General features: G+C 60.8%; 15 protein-coding genes. 7 read left to right on the forward strand and 8 right to left on the reverse strand.

Annotation, left to right across the window (positions count from 1 at the left end; translation table 11 throughout):
- Positions 1-4 precede the first annotated feature (4 nt).
- Positions 5-1,219 (forward strand): hypothetical protein, encoded by a 1,215-nt coding sequence (locus tag B2Y33_RS17385; protein ID WP_027914241.1) that lies wholly within the window; start codon positions 5-7, stop codon positions 1,217-1,219.
- A 162-nt stretch (positions 1,220-1,381) separates the two neighbouring features.
- Here B2Y33_RS17385 and B2Y33_RS17390 read toward each other — a convergent pair whose 3' ends face one another.
- The 5 genes from B2Y33_RS17390 to B2Y33_RS17410 are packed head-to-tail and all read right to left on the reverse strand — an operon-like array spanning position 1,382 to position 4,081.
- A complete protein-coding gene (locus tag B2Y33_RS17390; RefSeq protein WP_206405702.1) occupies positions 1,382-1,816 on the reverse strand; it encodes a hypothetical protein in 435 nt (144 codons plus the stop codon).
- 55 nt (positions 1,817-1,871) lie between these two features.
- Positions 1,872-2,192 carry an AzlD domain-containing protein gene (locus B2Y33_RS17395; protein WP_028687398.1) on the reverse strand — a complete coding sequence of 107 codons (321 nt, stop codon included), beginning with the start codon at positions 2,190-2,192 and terminating at the stop codon, positions 1,872-1,874.
- On the reverse strand, positions 2,171-2,872 hold the full coding sequence (locus tag B2Y33_RS17400) for an AzlC family ABC transporter permease (protein WP_088523124.1): 702 nt from the start codon (positions 2,870-2,872) through the stop codon (positions 2,171-2,173). The genes B2Y33_RS17395 and B2Y33_RS17400 overlap by 22 nt, the downstream gene beginning before the upstream one ends.
- The gene (locus B2Y33_RS17405) at positions 2,869-3,351 is read right to left on the reverse strand and encodes a GNAT family N-acetyltransferase (RefSeq protein WP_028687400.1); all 483 of its coding nucleotides are present in this window, start codon (positions 3,349-3,351) and stop codon (positions 2,869-2,871) included. Before B2Y33_RS17405 ends, B2Y33_RS17400 begins: the two co-directional genes overlap by 4 nt.
- Positions 3,335-4,081, reverse strand: coding sequence for a 2OG-Fe dioxygenase family protein (locus B2Y33_RS17410; protein WP_206405701.1), 747 nt, complete (start codon positions 4,079-4,081; stop codon positions 3,335-3,337). The genes B2Y33_RS17405 and B2Y33_RS17410 overlap by 17 nt, the downstream gene beginning before the upstream one ends.
- A 195-nt stretch (positions 4,082-4,276) precedes the next feature.
- On the opposite strand from B2Y33_RS17410, the gene B2Y33_RS17415 reads away from it, so the two are divergent.
- Together B2Y33_RS17415 and mqo are read left to right on the forward strand one after the other, a co-directional pair.
- Positions 4,277-5,137 (forward strand): LysR family transcriptional regulator, encoded by an 861-nt coding sequence (locus B2Y33_RS17415; RefSeq protein ID WP_042139635.1) that lies wholly within the window; start codon positions 4,277-4,279, stop codon positions 5,135-5,137.
- Between the two features lie 239 nt (positions 5,138-5,376).
- Positions 5,377-7,017 carry a malate dehydrogenase (quinone) gene (gene mqo, locus B2Y33_RS17420; RefSeq protein ID WP_027914246.1) on the forward strand — a complete coding sequence of 547 codons (1,641 nt, stop codon included), beginning with the start codon at positions 5,377-5,379 and terminating at the stop codon, positions 7,015-7,017.
- A gap of 168 nt (positions 7,018-7,185) precedes the next feature.
- Here mqo and B2Y33_RS17425 read toward each other — a convergent pair whose 3' ends face one another.
- Entirely contained in the window at positions 7,186-7,521 is a 336-nt protein-coding gene (locus tag B2Y33_RS17425; protein ID WP_049696427.1) for an ArsR/SmtB family transcription factor, read from the reverse strand.
- Positions 7,522-7,569: 48 nt separating this feature from the next.
- On the opposite strand from B2Y33_RS17425, the gene xenA reads away from it, so the two are divergent.
- A complete protein-coding gene (xenA, locus tag B2Y33_RS17430) occupies positions 7,570-8,661 on the forward strand; it encodes a xenobiotic reductase XenA (protein WP_027914248.1) in 1,092 nt (363 codons plus the stop codon).
- Between the two features lie 9 nt (positions 8,662-8,670).
- Here xenA and B2Y33_RS17435 read toward each other — a convergent pair whose 3' ends face one another.
- Positions 8,671-9,558, reverse strand: a complete 888-nt coding sequence (locus B2Y33_RS17435; protein WP_049696425.1) for a LysR family transcriptional regulator — start codon at positions 9,556-9,558, stop codon at positions 8,671-8,673.
- A 141-nt stretch (positions 9,559-9,699) separates the two neighbouring features.
- Between B2Y33_RS17435 and moaB the strand changes: the two genes are divergently transcribed.
- Entirely contained in the window at positions 9,700-10,215 is a 516-nt protein-coding gene (moaB, locus tag B2Y33_RS17440; RefSeq protein WP_181073808.1) for a molybdenum cofactor biosynthesis protein B, read from the forward strand.
- Positions 10,216-10,347: 132 nt separating this feature from the next.
- On the opposite strand, the gene B2Y33_RS17445 is transcribed toward moaB, so the two are convergent.
- Positions 10,348-15,033, reverse strand: a complete 4,686-nt coding sequence (locus B2Y33_RS17445; protein ID WP_206405699.1) for a dermonecrotic toxin domain-containing protein — start codon at positions 15,031-15,033, stop codon at positions 10,348-10,350.
- A 249-nt stretch (positions 15,034-15,282) separates the two neighbouring features.
- On the opposite strand from B2Y33_RS17445, the gene ihfB reads away from it, so the two are divergent.
- Positions 15,283-15,582, forward strand: a complete 300-nt coding sequence (gene ihfB, locus B2Y33_RS17450; RefSeq protein WP_023536263.1) for an integration host factor subunit beta — start codon at positions 15,283-15,285, stop codon at positions 15,580-15,582.
- Positions 15,583-15,600: 18 nt separating this feature from the next.
- Positions 15,601-15,864: a lipopolysaccharide assembly protein LapA domain-containing protein gene (locus B2Y33_RS17455; protein WP_023536255.1), complete on the forward strand. Its 264-nt coding sequence runs from the start codon at positions 15,601-15,603 to the stop codon at positions 15,862-15,864.
- Positions 15,865-15,959 lie beyond the last annotated feature (95 nt).

Raw genomic sequence — 15,959 nt, forward strand, 5'->3', positions numbered from 1 at the left:
ACCCATGATCAAGCAGATGAACGCAAAGCAGAAGTTGATTGGCGGTGTGGCGGTCGTGGCGGTAGCGCTCGGCGTCACCTATGCCGTGGTGTCGAGCAGTGGCAAGAAGCAAGCCATGGCGTACTACGAAGACTTCAAAGAACGCTACTTCCTTGAAGACGTGCTGTCCGAAGGCGACATTTCGTATTCGGCGCTCTCCGGTAACCTGACAGTGGCCGACCCAGAGGTCCGTGTGGCCGCCGTGCAGACCAACGGCGCGCAACAGTTCATGCGCAGCATGGCCGGCGTGATGGCCTCGATGCGCGGCATGGACATGCACGAAGGCCTGGGCAACTGGGCCGAGTACCAGATGAACGCACTTGAATCACGCTACGTGACCGGCGTTTTCCTGAAGGCCGATGCGTTGAAACTGTCGCACAGCGGTGACAGCAAGGATGGCGAGATCCATGTCCAGTTGCTGGGCATGCAGATGGCCGACCCGTATATCGCGGCCCAGGGCCAGGACATCGTCCGGGTCGCTGATGTGAGCGACGAAATCCAACCGACCGCCGAGCTGACGGCCAACGGCCGCGCGAGCCAGGCGAAGATGCCTTGGGGGGTGAACCTGGCGGCGCGCCAACCTGTCACAGGCGCTTTCCTGGTCAACAGCACAGGGCAATTCGGGACCAGGATCGACCTGGACCTCACGTTGCAGCGCTCCAGCGATGGCGAGGGCGTGATGACGTTCGTGGTCACTCACCGCAACGACGGTTCGAAGGTGGGCGAAATCGTGCGCAAGGCCACCTTGCACTCGATGCCCGAACTCGATGATGTGCAGGCCCAGTTCAAGGCAGCCCTGGGCGGCCAGATCGTCGCCGCCTTCAGCCCGCCTTCTGGCCTGGCCATGTTCAGCGAGGCAGTGTCGGAACTGGCGCGCAAGGCCAAAGTGGAGCGCTATGAGCTCAGCTACAGCGGCTTCAAGCCCGTGCGTACGGCCTTCGAAGCCTTCCAGCACACCACGCCCAACGCCAAGTTTGCCGACTTCTGCCAAGCGGTAGGGTTTTCTAGCTGGAGCAGCGACTTTGGCACCAAGGCCAAGCAGCACAGCGATTCGGAATGCGCCATTGCGCAGAAGCTGGCGGCTGGGGACGACTTCGAGGAAACCTACACCTTCAAGGAAGGCAAGAGCCTTTACGCCGCGTTGTTCGTGAGCAAGGCGTATGAGCTGGAGACGAACTAGGAGGTTGTTGGGGCGGGCCGTGTGCTAACCGCCTGCATGCCCGGGCCGCGTTGCGGCCCATCGCGGCCGGTCCGGTGCCCCGGCAAGGCCGTTCCCACACGGACTGTGTGACGCCTGAGTTAGCGGCCTTGCCGTTACGCCCCCCCCCTGGGCGTCACCCACCTACCACACCCGCTCATCCCCCACATCTTCAAGCACCTGCCCCAAATCCAACTCAACGGACAGTGCAATCAAACTGGCATGTCCATCCTCGCCCTCAGGCCAAACCGTCACCTGGTTGTCCGCTGCCAGCACAAGCTGATCGCCGCTTTTCATCAGCTGCTGCGTGCCATCGGCCTTGATAACCCTCAAGCCACCGGCGGTGGCGAACAGAAGCAGGTCGTTGACCGGGTTCAGCCGGGCTGCAGCACGCAAGTGGCGGTACTCCACGATCCAGCCCTCGGCCAGGAACGTCTTGCTCAGCTGGTAGTTCAGCGAGCATTTGAGCGACAGGTCATCCAGTGCCGCGATTACCTGGTCCTGTGGCAAGCCCTTGGGCATGAGGCGGGCAAACTCGCTCAGATTTGCCAGTGTCACGTGTTTACGGGCAGGGCTCATGCCAGTGTCCTTGTAGATTCGATGCCGTTACGCACAGGTGCAATTGAGATCGACGTCACGCCACAAGCGTGATGGCGACGTGCGCGGCAATGCCTGCCGCCACGCTGAAAATCAAACTCCGGGTGAAGTAGGCCACGATCACCACCGGCACGGCGGCCAGCATGTCGGCGTTCATGGCCATCAGCGAGCCGTCCTTGGCCATCAGCAGCGCGGGCACGGTGATGCTGGCGATGATCGCCACGGGCAGGTACTCGATGACGTCGTTGAACACCTTGGGCGTGCCCTGCATTCGGAACAGCAGGGGCGTGGCCCGGGTGAAGTAGGTGATGGCCATCATCAAGGCCACCGCGCCGATCAGGTATTTTTCTTCAGGCATAGGCCTACTCCGCAGCCCATGGCCGTAGCCACGAACACATTCAAAGGGGAGGGGTACAGCGCGTTGAGCAGGCAGGTCGCGGCAATCACCACCAGGGCGACGATCAGCTTGGGCCGGCTGTTGCACAGCGACACCAGCACGAAGATCATCATGGCGGTCAGCGCGTAGTCCAGCTTGAATGCAGAGAAGCGACTCAGCGCATCGGAGGCCACGGCGCCGAGCAGGGCGCCGGCAATCCAGCTGGCATGGCACCAGGTGTTGAACTGCAGCAGGTAGCCAGGCGGGGTGTACTTGCCGGCTTGCAGGCGTTGGCTGTGCAAGGCGAACGATTCGTCGGTCAGGCCAAAGGCATACATCAGCTTTTGCGACCTGGAGATGCCCAGCCCATCGCTCTGCTTGGCCATGTACATGGCCATGAGCATGTGCCGCGAATTGATCAGCAGCGTTGACAACGCGATGGTCAGCAACGGCGCACCCGAGGTGATCAGCGCCAGCGCCGCGAACTGCGCGGCGCCTGCGTAGACGAACACGCACATCGCCACCGGGAGCCACAAGGGCAGCCCGGCGTTGATGCACATCACGCCAAACACGAAGCTCACGACGAAGTAGCCGGTGATCACCGGCAAGGCATCGACGAAGCTTTCCCTGCGCGAGACCGGGTGCAAGGCGAGGTCGGTCATAGATCGACCTCGCAGGTGATCTCGCCGCGCGTCTGGCTGAAGCCCTGTCGGTTCCAGAACCGCACCGCCGACGCATTGTCCTGGTCGATGAACAGGAACACCCGGCGGATGCCATGCTGACGGAAGTCGTTGAGGATCGAGTTGGTCAGGGACGTGCCGATGCGGCTGTGGCGATAGTCCGGCGACACTGCCAGGTGGTTGATGGTACCGCGTGTACCCATCGTCCCCCCGGCCACGGCACCGATGATCGCCCCGCTGTGGTTTTCCGCCAGGTAGCAGAACGTGTTGTCATGGCTCAACAAGCCCTTGAGCAGGTCCTCGCTCTGCCAGTCACAAAACGCAATCTCGTCGAACCGCTTGAGGAAATTGACCAGGCGCGTGGCATGAAACGGCGTGGCCTTCTTGATGGTCAGGCCGTTCATGCGGTCGGGCACGGCAACGCTGCGCGTTGCCTGCTCAAGGCTATTTGACAATGTCATGTTCGGTCCCCGGCCGGGAGAAGGAGATGGCGATGATCTGCCGATAGCCCATTTCCGATTCGCTGGGGTTGGTGGCCGGGGTAACGTAGTGCTGCAGCTCGCGGTCGAGGAAATACGTGGTGTCGAGAATTTCCTGGTAGGTGCCGGAGTCGATCACGTTCGACTGTTTGTCATAGACCTTGCTGGTGGCGCCTTCGATGTTATGGCGGCCCCAGAAGTGCACGCCGCTGAAAGGGTAGCCATCGCAATGGATGCCTTCTGGCGTGATTTCGATCTGCTCGCCGGGTTTGACCTCGATGCGGATCTGGTGAACCTGGCATTGCCAAGGCACGTTGTGCAGCTCTTCGGGCAGCACGGCCTTGTACACATCGAAGTCCAGCTTGATCAGGGCGCGCAGCACCGGTGAGTTGAAGACATCGCTGGACACATCGTCAAAGTGGCGCCGCATGCCACCCACATACTGGTTATGGGCCTCGGACTGTTCATAGGCACGGTGTTCGAGCTCCTGCAGCTCGCCGGTCGCCGGGTTGAAGTCGAAATCGCTGTAGCGGCGATAGCGGGTACCCTTGTCGGCCTGGCCGTAGTACTTGTCCACGCCCATGGTTTCCCAGCTCTTGGAGAACGCCACGAAATGGCCAAAACCGCCATTCAATGCGAAGTCCTTGCCCAGCACGTTGACTGTCTTGTTCAGGCGCAGTGCGTCATCAATATTCCGTTTGAGTGTAAGCATTGGCATCTCTTCCCGTTGAAATCTGGGCGCCAATCTAGCAGGCGAAATGATGGCAGAAACTTCACTTTTTTTTGAGGTGCCTCAACCGCCGCTTGTTGCCAGCCGACGTACCGAGCAGACAGCGGCGGCGGTTGTGCGTTATCCTTCCAGGCCTTGTTGCATGCGGGCTTGAGCACGTCTTGGGAGGGGTGTCGAATGGATATCAAGGTGCTGCGAAACATCGCCAACGTCGCGAGAACGGGGTCGATCACCGATGCCGCCGAGCAGGTCCACGTGACGGTGCAGGCGCTGGCGGCGCAGTTGAAAAAACTGGAGGATCACTGCGGCTTCAAGCTCTTTGACCGCACCAACAAAGGCGTGTCGCTGACGCAGGAAGGGGTCGGGATCCTGCCCCATGTGCTGGAGATCGTGCGCTGCTCCGAACGCATGCAACTGAAGATCAAGCAACTGCGCGAACGCCAAAGCCAGCCATTGCGGGTCGCCCTGAACAGCACCCTGTCGATGGAGATCAACCAGCAGATCATGGCGGGTGTGGCCAGCAACCTGTCCGGGTGCAGCCCCATCTTCAGCTGTTCCGAATCCCCCGACAACCTCACCAAGCTGGCCAAGGGCGAAGCCGACATGGTGGTGATCCTGGGCGACAGCATGCCCGAGGGGTTCTATTCGGTTTCGCTCAAGGGCTTGCGCATCGAGGTAGTGGCCTGCTCGGTCAGTGGCGACACCGCCCCGTCGGTGGTCATCAAGCCGTTGCCCGAATGCCCGTACGCCTCCATCTTCTCGCGCTTCGCCAACCACCAGGGCGGCGGGCTCGAGGCAGCGACCGTGTTCCATTCCGGCAGCGAGATCGTCAGCGTGTCGATGATCAAGAGCTTCGGCGGCATGGGCGTGCTGTCGCGGGCTGTGGCCGAGGCGAACGACTTGCACGTCTGGGAGGGGTATTCCGAATACCTCGATGTGTACCTGGTGATGAAGGAGCCCTGGATCGTGGAGGAGGAGTTTCCTCAGTTCTACCCCAAGACGGCGCCGATGCACGCCTTCGAGTCGATCAATGCCTGAAGGGCCGTCAGCCTGAGACAACCTGTCGTCTTGCGCTTGGCCGCCCAATTTGTTTGTGCTGGCATTTCGGTTACAATCGGAAAAACGATTCAGTGATGTAGGTCAATGCGACAAAAGCCTGATTCGTTTTCCGGTTCTCTGGCTGCCGAACAATGATCAATAACAAGCCTGCGCTGAAGAACACGCGTTACCTGGGTCAGCCACAGGCCCACCTCCGTTCTCCTGACTGGAATTGATCAATGTTCAAGAAAGCTGGCAAGACCTTGCTGGGTCTAGCTGTCGCTGCAACTGTCATGCACGCACACGCCGCAGAAACCAAGAAAGTCGACGTACTGTTGGTCGGCGGCGGCATCATGAGCTCCACCCTGGCCGTCTGGCTGCACGAGCTGGAGCCGAGCTGGTCGATGGAGATGGTCGAGCGCCTGGACGGCGTGGCCGAAGAAAGCTCCAACGGCTGGAACAATGCCGGTACCGGTCACTCCGCGCTGGCTGAGCTGAACTACACCCCCGAAGACAAAGACGGCAACATCAACATCTCCAAGGCCATCGAGATCAACGAAGCCTTCCAGATTTCCCGTCAGTTCTGGTCTTGGCAGGTACGCCAGGGCGTGTTGAAGAACCCACGCGCGTTCATCAACACCACGCCGCACATGAGCTTCGTGTGGGGCGACGACAACATCAAGTTCCTGAAGAAGCGCTATGAAGCGCTGCAGGCAAGCCCGCTGTTCCGCCCGATGCAGTACTCCGAAGATCACGCGCAGATCGCCAAGTGGGTCCCGCTGATGATGGAAGGCCGTGATCCGGCCCAGAAGCTGGCCGTCACCTGGACGCCAATCGGCACCGACGTGAACTTCGGCGAAATTACCCGCCAGTTCGTCGGTCACCTGCAGACCCAGCAAGGCTTCGACCTGAAGCTGTCCAGCGAAGTGCAGGACATCAGCCGCAACAAGGACGGCTCCTGGCACGTCGAGTACAAGAACCTGAAGGACGGTAGCAAGTCGGCTACCGATGCCAAGTTCCTGTTCATCGGGGCCGGTGGCGGCGCGTTGAAGCTGCTGCAGAAGTCCGGTATTCCGGAAGCCAAGGAATATGCAGGCTTCCCGGTGGGCGGCTCGTTCCTGGTGACCGAGAACCCAACCGTTGCCATGCAGCACATGGCCAAGGCCTACGGCATCGCGTCCACCGGTGCGCCGCCCATGTCGGTACCCCACCTGGACACCCGCGTGCTCGACGGCAAGCGTGTGATTCTGTTTGGCCCGTTCGCGACCTTCTCGACCAAGTTCCTGAAGAATGGCTCGTACCTGGACCTGCTCAGCAGCACCACCACCCACAACCTGTGGCCAATGACCCGCGTGGGCATCGACCAGTACCCGCTGGTGGAATACCTCGCAGGCCAGCTGATGCTGTCTGACGACGACCGTTTCGACGCGCTGCGCACCTACTTCCCGAATGCCAAGAAGGAAGACTGGAAACTGTGGCAGGCCGGTCAGCGCGTGCAGATCATCAAGCGTGACGAAGAGAAGGGCGGCGTGCTGAAGCTGGGCACCGAAGTGGTGGCCTCTCAGGACCGCACCATTGCAGGTCTGTTGGGCGCTTCGCCAGGTGCATCGACTGCTGCGCCGATCATGCTGAACGTGCTGGAAACCGTGTTCAAGGAGAAGGTCGCTACTCCAGAGTGGCAGGCCAAGATCAAGGAAATCGTCCCAAGCTACGGCACCAAGCTGAACGACTCGGCCGCTGCTACTCAGAAAGAGTGGAACTACACCGCCGAAGTGCTGCAATTGGCCAAGCCGCCGGTCATCGACGAAAGCGTCGGTACCAGCGCAGTCGCGCCAAGTCAGCCGGTTGAAAGCAAGCCCGAGAACGACATGGCCCTGTAATTCACGGTCCTGATGTAATCGAAAAGCCACGGGGGTCACCCCGTGGCTTTTTTTTTGCGCGGTTTACGGCAGGCAGGGCGCAGGCGAGGTCGCGCCTTCGCAGGCATTCGGCAGCCTTGAGGGTGCAGGAGGCGATCGCTTAAGAGAATCCGGGCAAGCGCAGGTCGCTCAGACCTGGCGCAAAATGCAGTCCAGCAACCCCGGAAAACGCTCCCCGAGCATGTCGCTGCGCAGCGAGTTCATGTGCGTGGTGCCCACATTGCGAGTGTGTACCAGCCCTGCGTCCCTCAACACACGAAAATGGTGGGACATGCTCGACTTGGGCCTCCCTCCGTCCAGCTCGCCGCAACTGGCCTCGGTCACCCCAGCAAGATGGCGGACGATGCCCAGGCGCACCGGGTCGCTCAAGGCGTACAGCACGCGTTCGAGAATAAGGTCATCAGGAGTGGGATGTTTGTAGGCTCGCATGGTCTGCATGATACCGGGGCTTTTCATTATTGCCATAGTTCGATTATGATCGAACTACAGTATTCAATGATCCTGGAGTGTTCCATGGCAGCCCTGTTCGAACCCTATACCCTCAAAGACGTCACCCTGCGTAACCGCATCGCCATCCCGCCGATGTGCCAATACCGCGCTGAAGACGGCATGATCAACGACTGGCACCACGTGCACCTGGCTGGCATGGCCCGAGGCGGCGCCGGTCTGTTGGTGGTCGAGGCCACGGCGGTATCGCCCGAAGGCCGCATCACCCCAGGCTGCGCCGGTATCTGGAGCGATGCCCATGCCCAGGCGTTCGTGCCCGTGGTGCAGGCGATCAAGGCGGCCGGCTCCGTGCCCGGCATCCAGATCGCCCACGCCGGTCGCAAAGCCAGCGCCAACCGCCCATGGGAAGGCGATGATCACATCGCAGTCGATGATCCACGTGGCTGGGAAACCATCGCCCCGTCGGCCATCGCCTTCGGTGCCAACCTGCCCAAGGTGCCGCGCGCCATGACCCTGGACGACATCGCCCGGGTCAAGCAGGACTTCGTCGATGCAGCGCGCCGTGCACGCGACGCCGGCTTTGAGTGGATCGAGCTGCACTTTGCCCACGGTTACCTGGGCCAGAGCTTCTTCTCCGAGCACTCCAACCAGCGCACCGATGCCTACGGTGGCAGCTTCGAGAACCGCAGCCGGTTCCTGCTCGAAACCCTGGCAGCGGTACGCGAAGTGTGGCCTGAGCACCTGCCGCTGACAGCTCGCTTCGGGGTGCTGGAATACGATGGGCGTGACGAGCAAACCCTGGAGGAGTCCATCGAGCTGGCGCGCCGCTTCAAGGCCGGCGGCCTGGACCTGCTGAGCGTAAGCGTGGGCTTCACCATTCCCGATACCAACATTCCATGGGGCCCTGCCTTCATGGGCCCGATTGCCGAGCGCGTGCGCCGCGAAGCCGGTATCCCCGTCACTTCGGCATGGGGCTTTGGCAAACCGGAGTTGGCCGAGGCGGCCGTACGCGCCGAGCAACTGGACCTGGTCTCGGTCGGTCGTGCTCATCTGGCTGACCCGCACTGGGCGTATTTCGCGGCCAAGGAGCTGGGCGTGGAAAAGGCTGCCTGGACCTTGCCAGCGCCCTATGCACATTGGCTTGAGCGGTATCGCTAACGGTCCCCGTCAGGGCGTTTTAAGTACCAACTGCGCCTCGGCGAAGCACTGCTCGGCAATTGCCGAGCGGGGCTCGCTGCGGCGCAGTAGCAGGCCTACCGGGCTGTGGATGGCGGCATCGGTGACCGGCACGATGCGCAGGTGCTCGCTGAGGCTTTCCAGGCCGCAGCCCAGCGGCATGATGGCGCAGCACAGGCCAGTGGTGATGGCCTGGATCAGCTGAAAGCTGGAGTCGCTTTCCAATACAGCATTCGGTTCCAGGCCGCGGCTACGGAAGCTCAAGTCCAGCGACTGCCGGTAATGCATCCCCTTGCTCAACAGGCCCAGTGGCGTATCGCCCAGCTGGTCCCAGCGCAGGCTTTGGGCGTCGAACTGAAAATGCCGGGTATCGTGCAGCAGGCCCATGGTCGTGGTACCCAGCTCGATGACGTCGAAAAACTGCGTGTTGACCTGGTCCAGATAGCAGATGCCCAAGTCCAGTTGGTTACGGCTCAGGCCGTCGATCACCTGTTCGGAGCTGAGCGAGCTGAGCTCGAAGTGCAGGCCCGGGTACTTGGCCCGCAACGGCAGCAGCAGTTGCATCGGGTTGAAACTGGCCAGCGGCACCGTGCCCAGGCGCAGGCTCCCCACCACTTGGCCACGGCAATGGGCCGCCTCGGCGTGCAAGCCGTCATGGGCGGCCAGCAGGGTCCGTGCCCAGGCCAGGATGCGTTCGCCGGCCTCGGTGAACCCTTCGAACCGCTGACCGCGCTTGACGAGCACCAGGTCCAGTTCGTCTTCCAGGTTGCGCAGGCGCATGGACAACGTGGGCTGGGTGATGTGGCACAACGCAGCCGCCTGGCCAAAATGGCGAGTCTGGTCGAGGGCGATGAGAAACTTCAGTTGCTTGATATCCATGCCTGCGCCTGCTAAAGGGTTGCGCCGACAGTAACGTACCGTGGCGATAGATGCCATTGATCGAGCCGTTTGCGCTATCGATTGGACGCTGGCAGCGCGTGTTACTAGCGTGACCATCACCTCATTGGAAGGAGCTGTGCTGTGCGTGTTCAACCTGATGCGGTGTTCGTGCCGCTCAACATCGCTGTCTTGACCGTCAGCGATAACCGCACTGTCGAGAGCGATACCTCAGGTGCGCTGCTGGCGGACCGCTCGGTGGACATGGGTCACCACCTGATCGCACGGGTTCTGCTCAAGGATGATCTTTACAAAATCCGCGCTCAGGTGGCGACCTGGATTGCCGACGAGCAGGTGCAGGTGGTGTTGATCACAGGTGGCACAGGCTTTACCGGCAGGGACAACACCCCGGAAGCGGTCGAATGCCTGCTGGAACGGCGCGTGGACGGGTTCGGCGAGCTGCTGCACGCCCTGTCCATTCTGGATGTCGGCTCCTCGGCCGTGCAGCGCCGCGCCTTGGCAGGGCTGAGCAATCATACGCTGGTCTGTTGCCTGCCAGGTTCTACCGGGGCCTGTCGTACTGCCTGGGAAGGCATCCTTGCCGAACAGCTCGACGCCCGACACCGGCCCTGCAATTTCGTCAAGCACGTGCGGCTTTAGCAGGAGCGGGTGCCTACCAAAGATCCCTGGCTCAGCAGCATTGATCGACCTTTGAGCGACCTTGTCAGGGCGCCAAACCGGCTGCGCAAGAGCCCCAATCGCTCGCAGCCGTCAAGGCACCCCGGCGTCTGGTCAGTGGAAAGGAATCACCCCACGTGCCTGAGCATAGGTCAGGTTGCCTCGGTGAATCCGCAACTCCTCGCCCACGGCAGCGCTTCTGACCTGTTCCCTGTAACCCAGCTTGCGCTGCCGCCACAGTTTCAGATGACCTTTGCCGAACGCCGTCGGTGCGGCGGCCGCGTCATTGAAATGAAAGTGAGCGGCCCACAGGGGCTTGCCGCGCTCGCTGCCTGGCGCTTCTAGCACATCGATGCGGTACTCATCCAGATAACCTTCGGCCAGCGCCTGCCGCGGCCCTTGATAGGTCACCCGCACCAGCCCTTGCTTGTGCAAGTAGTGCAAGCCTTCTGCACTGGGAAAGCGTGTGGTGCTGTGCAGCTTGACCAGCACCTCGCGTTTCCCGTCGCGCAAGGCCACCAAGGCATCGTCCAGGCGTTGCAGCAGTTCAGAGTCCGCTTCACTGTCGGCTAGCTGATCGCGCAGTGTCTGCACTTCCCCTATTTGTGCATCGAGCATCGACGTCAATGAATGGCTATCGATATCTTCTTCGACCAGCTTGCGCGCTTTGGCAAGTACGTTCTGATTCTGAGCAAGCATCCCTTCAGCCAGCGCTTGTTCCTGACGTTCGCTTTCCGGTGTGGGCGCCCTGGGGGGTGATACCTTGCCCACAGCAGGCAGTTGTTCGACCCATGTGCCACTTTCCCGGGTGAAGGTATGCAGTGCCGTCTGGCTGAAGGTCCCGCGAACTTGCAGCACAGGCTGCCCATCCACGATCGACTCCGAACCGATCACCGTCTGGCCGGCCGCTGTCTTGGCCACCTGCAACGCCTGCCGACGGTACACCGGACGGGTGGTGGAGTGTTGCTGGCCGACGGCCTGCTCGCGTAATGCGATGACCAGCGCGTCGCCGGCCATGGTCTTGAGCTCGACCATCTGTTGTCGATACGCCTCGAGGCGCTCGATATCCACGAGCTCGCTGCCCAGCTGGGCAATACGCTGACTGTTAAGAATGGCGGCCGAATATTCATCCCAGGCACTCTGCAGAATATCGATACGCTGAGCAGTCTGCAGGTCGGTGAACAGGGACAGATGGTGAGCATTAGCGGCCACCCGCAGGCGCTCCCCGGCAAGTGCAGCCCTGAATACCGCGTAGTGCGCATAGTCTTGCAAGGCCTCAAAACGCAGCGCCATCTCAACCAGGCCCATGGCCTGGAAGAACCGTATGTTTGGCGTGGTGGTGGTGCGCGCTTCGATGATCTGGGCGATGGTCCTGTCCGCTGCGTGAGTGCTCGGTACCGTCATGTCCAAATCGGTAACAGCAAGCAGCCGATCGAGCGCCGCCATGTATTCGATGATCAAAGGCTGGTCGATAATGATGCTTTCAAGCACTTCACGGTACTGGTCATACGCGGCTTGGCGCACCTCAGGTGGCGCGGCGTTGAGCGCCGTGGTCAGTCGGTCATACTCACTGAACCGACCGGTATGCAACTGCTCTTCGATGATGAACTGCCCATAGCCAATCAAGTTGCGCCTGACATCTGCCAACGCCTGCCGCTGTTCTGGCGCATAGCTGGTGCTGGCCATGTAGCTACGGTCATCGAACAGGGCAACCATGTTGCGCTCGGCCTCAAGGTAGCTCTGGAAAATCCCTACAGCGGATTCGATACGCTGGCGGCGCAAGTTCTTTATCTGCGCCAGCAACTCCGTATGCCGTTTGGCAAACAGCCCGGTTGCCCGCTCGAACTGGGCATGCTGTTCAGGATCTTGCGGCGGCGGTTGCTTGAGCCGCTCATCCACTTTCAGCCATTGAGCGCGAGCGGCCTCGATGCGTGGGCGCAGGCCTTCATATTCAACGGCGCCTCTTTCCGCGTCGTCGAGGCTTTTTTCGACCGCCTGCTGCGCGGTTCGGATCCGACGGACCAACCGCTCGCGCAAGCGCTGCTGAGTGCTTGAACCGGGTCGGTCCCCGCCGCCGCGCAGTCGCGTATCGATACGCCACCCTTGTGGGTCGCGTCTGATCAGTGGCCCCTGGCTGCCATCCGGCCCGACGATGCGGGTAAGCCCATCGGCCGAGTCGACCGCATAAGCCTTTCCTTGCAGCCGCACATAGCGCCCATGCTCAAGCTCGTACAAGCCTTCCAGAGGCCCTTGCTTGATCACCGACCCGCCGTCCAGGCTTACCGAGGCAGCCATGGCTTGCAATCGCGTGCGTTGAACCCCGGATAGCTCATTGAAACCCTGGGCGCCCCGCCATGCAAAATCGAGTTGTGTGGTCGCTTGCGCCTGCAGTGCCTCGACCGTGGACACACTGCCCGCCTCAGGCAATGGCAACGGATCGATATCGCTGCCCAGTCGCACCGATGCTGGATCGATACTCAGCCCAGTCTGCGCCCCGGCGTGGGGCGGCTCCGTTCTGGGAAGCTGCGCATGGATCAGCACCATCAGTGTGTTGTTCAGCAGATCCACCACAGCTTGGGTTCGATCCGTAGCGCTGCCTTCAAGCAGCAGTTTCAGGTCCTCGGCTACTGCAGTCATACCGATGTACAGCAAGGCAATCGAAGAGATCGGCCCCGGTAGAACGGGCGCGACCACGTTCAGCAACTGCCAGGCAAACGTCTTGATGGACTGCCAGCGTAACTCGCTGTTGCTCATGGCGCTGCGGTCGGCCAGTTCGAGCAGCATCGAGCGCTTGGCTTCGAACAGGTTCGAATCGATGTCATGGGTCCAGAACGTCAGCGCGAGTTCAACAGGGGCTGGCTTGTTCAGTGGCGCGTACGGATCGAACACCCAGTGGGGCAGATGGGGCTCTTTGAAGCCACCCTTGTCGTAAACGGCCCGGTGCGTTTGGTCGAGCCATGCCAGCACCTCTTCCTGCACGCGGCCGGGCTGGGCAATCTCCTGCATGAGGCCGTGCGGGTCCTTGAATTGTTTGAGCGCGCCCCTGTGCATCGGACAGTACAGCAACAGTGCGCCGCTATTGGCCACCTGGATGACGAAGAAACCGTGCGCCTTGTCGATCAACTGCGAGTCGGGCGAGCGCTTGAAGGCCAGGGGCGCGATGGCCAACGCCTTCTCATTGCTTGCGGGTAAACGGCAAAAGCTTGCCACCGCCGCATAGCTGCGTGAGTCGATATGCCCGGTACACAGCGCGAAGGCAGCATCGAGCATAAGGCCCAAGCGCCATTGCGCCGCAAAGGCGTTGAGGTGGCTGGCTTTGTACTGTTCATCCCCAAGCAAGCCATCGAGGTAGCGCGGATAGGTGCCGCCTATGTCTACAGTGGCAACCAACTGGCGCAGGTACTCGGGGTCAAGCCAGGAAGGGATCTGCCCATGGGTGCGATGGGCTACAGCGGCTACAGGGCTTGCGCCGGTTGCCTCAAGGCGACCGATGGCGTACTCGGTCAACGTCAGCGTCTTGGTTTCTATCAGCTGCGGGAAACCCAGCCCATGGCCGTCATTGGCGTAGGTATTGACGGTCAGTAACAGGTCGTCCGCGTCGAAGGCGCCGTCTGCAGGGTGATCGGCCAGCATCTGTTCGCGTAGCTTGCGCCGCGCATAGGGTTGCAGATCATCCGGTTCTGCAGGGGGCTGGGCATTTGCCTGGGAGGCCTGCAACACGCAAACATCTATCAGCGCCTGGAGATAGCGGCTCTGACTGTTGAAGTCGGCGTTCAACAATTTCTCAGGCAGATCGATGGCCAGCTTTTGAGTGGGCAGATCGGCCCTCTGGGCGAAGAACTGCGAGGGGTCGACCACGGCCTGGTAGGCAGACGCCAACTCATCCACCGTGTTCAGATCGCTCAACCGCACACGGTTCAACCGCGACAGCAGGATTTCAAGCAATACGCTGGACAACAAGGCAAACGCGTTACCGTCAGCTTCGTAGAGCGCCCACGAAAAACCGTCATCGGTCGCTGTCGGCCGGTACTGCGTCTGCAAGTAGGTGCCAAAGTCCTCTAGCGAGGTGAAACCTTTCACATCCCCTGCAGACGTGCACCAGAGTGTCACGTTGGCCACTTCGCTACTGGCGTTCACCAGCAGCCCAGGCAGCAGTTCACGGGTGCTGTCTTCGCCCAGGCGCCAATGCATGCGTACGGTGTGCACGGCAAAACCCTCGGTTCTTTCGAGCAGCAGATCCTGCAAGCATCGCTGCTCATCAGCGGTCAACGCCTGATCGGCCAACCCACTCAGAAGCCCGGCGCGAAGCACCTGTTGAACCCAGGTATCGTGATCGTTGCCGTTGCCTGCATTCCAGTAGTCGATCTGAGCCTGTGCAAAGCACGCATGAAGGGTCGGCAGAAACGCATTGAATGCATCGTTAAGCGTGCCGGGGTCGACAAGGTCATCATCGGCTGTTTCGAACGCATCGGGGATGGCAAAAAAGCGAAGCGGTGGCTTGAGGCTGAAGCGGTCCTGGCGGGAAAAATCCACCGGTGCGCCATCAAGAAAGCGTTGCAGCACAACCTCGACAAGCGGGGTAACTGTCCAGTAGCCGTCCACGTGCCAGCGAAGAAATTTCAGCGGTTCGGCCGTTTTCATGTCGGGGCGGTGAACGGCCACCTTGGGGTAATGCGCGATGATCAGGTTCATCAGTTGCTTGCCTACCACTTGGCGCAGGCTAGGGCGGTTGCCAAAGCGCATGGCGATGGCACGATTGAGGTCATGTGGTGCAGGTGGATGGGGGTGGGAAGAGGGCATGCTTGGAGCTCCTTGTGGGTTCTAATCACAATGTTCCAAGCGTGCCAAGGCACCCGGTGCTATCTATGTGCTGCACGGCGGTCAAGGCCTTTGGCTGCGCCCAGGCATGGCGCCGTGCTGTCTGCACTTGCCCGCCAGCCTGGACCAACATTCTTCGAATAAGTCAAGAACCGACCTGTTCAAATCCCTCGCACCGTGCTACAAACTGGTTAAGCAATGATCTAGCTGCTTGATAACGAAGGGAAAATCATGACGAAGTCGGAGCTGATCGAACGTATTGTCACCCATCAAGGGCTACTCTCGTCCAAGGACGTAGAGCTGGCCATCAAGACCATGCTTGAACAGATGTCACAATGCCTTGCTACCGGTGATCGCATCGAGATCCGCGGTTTTGGCAGCTTCTCGCTGCATTATCGGGCACCACGGGTAGGTCGTAACCCCAAGACCGGCCAGTCGGTCAGCCTCGAAGGCAAGTTCGTTCCGCACTTCAAACCCGGCAAGGAATTGCGTGATCGGGTCAATGAAGAAGAAGACGAGGCTCACACCTGATTTCCTAGGAGCAACCCAATGCGTAACCTCAAGCGTGCACTGGCAGCTGTCTTCGTTCTGCTGCTGGCGGCTGTAGTGCTGTTCTTCGTGCTGGAAAACCAGCAGACCGTAGCCTTGACCTTGTTTGGCTGGGTTGCGCCACAGGTGCCCGTGGCAGTGGTAGTGCTGGCAGCGCTGATCATTGGCCTGGCCGTTGGGCCTTTGCTGGGCGCCTATGGCGTGCAGCGCAGCAAGCGCAAAATCCGTGCTTCGGCCCGCGAAGCGGCGCTGAGCGGCAAATAAAGATTTTTCTTAGGTTGCTTTAGGAAATGCCTGCCTACTAAAGCAACGGTCACCATGGACTAATTGCTCACTTCGTTTTAGCCCCCGGCGAGAGT

This window comes from Pseudomonas sp. UBA5666, from assembly GCF_002420785.1.
In the GTDB taxonomy this organism is placed as follows: Bacteria; Pseudomonadota; Gammaproteobacteria; order Pseudomonadales; family Pseudomonadaceae; genus Aquipseudomonas; species Aquipseudomonas fulva.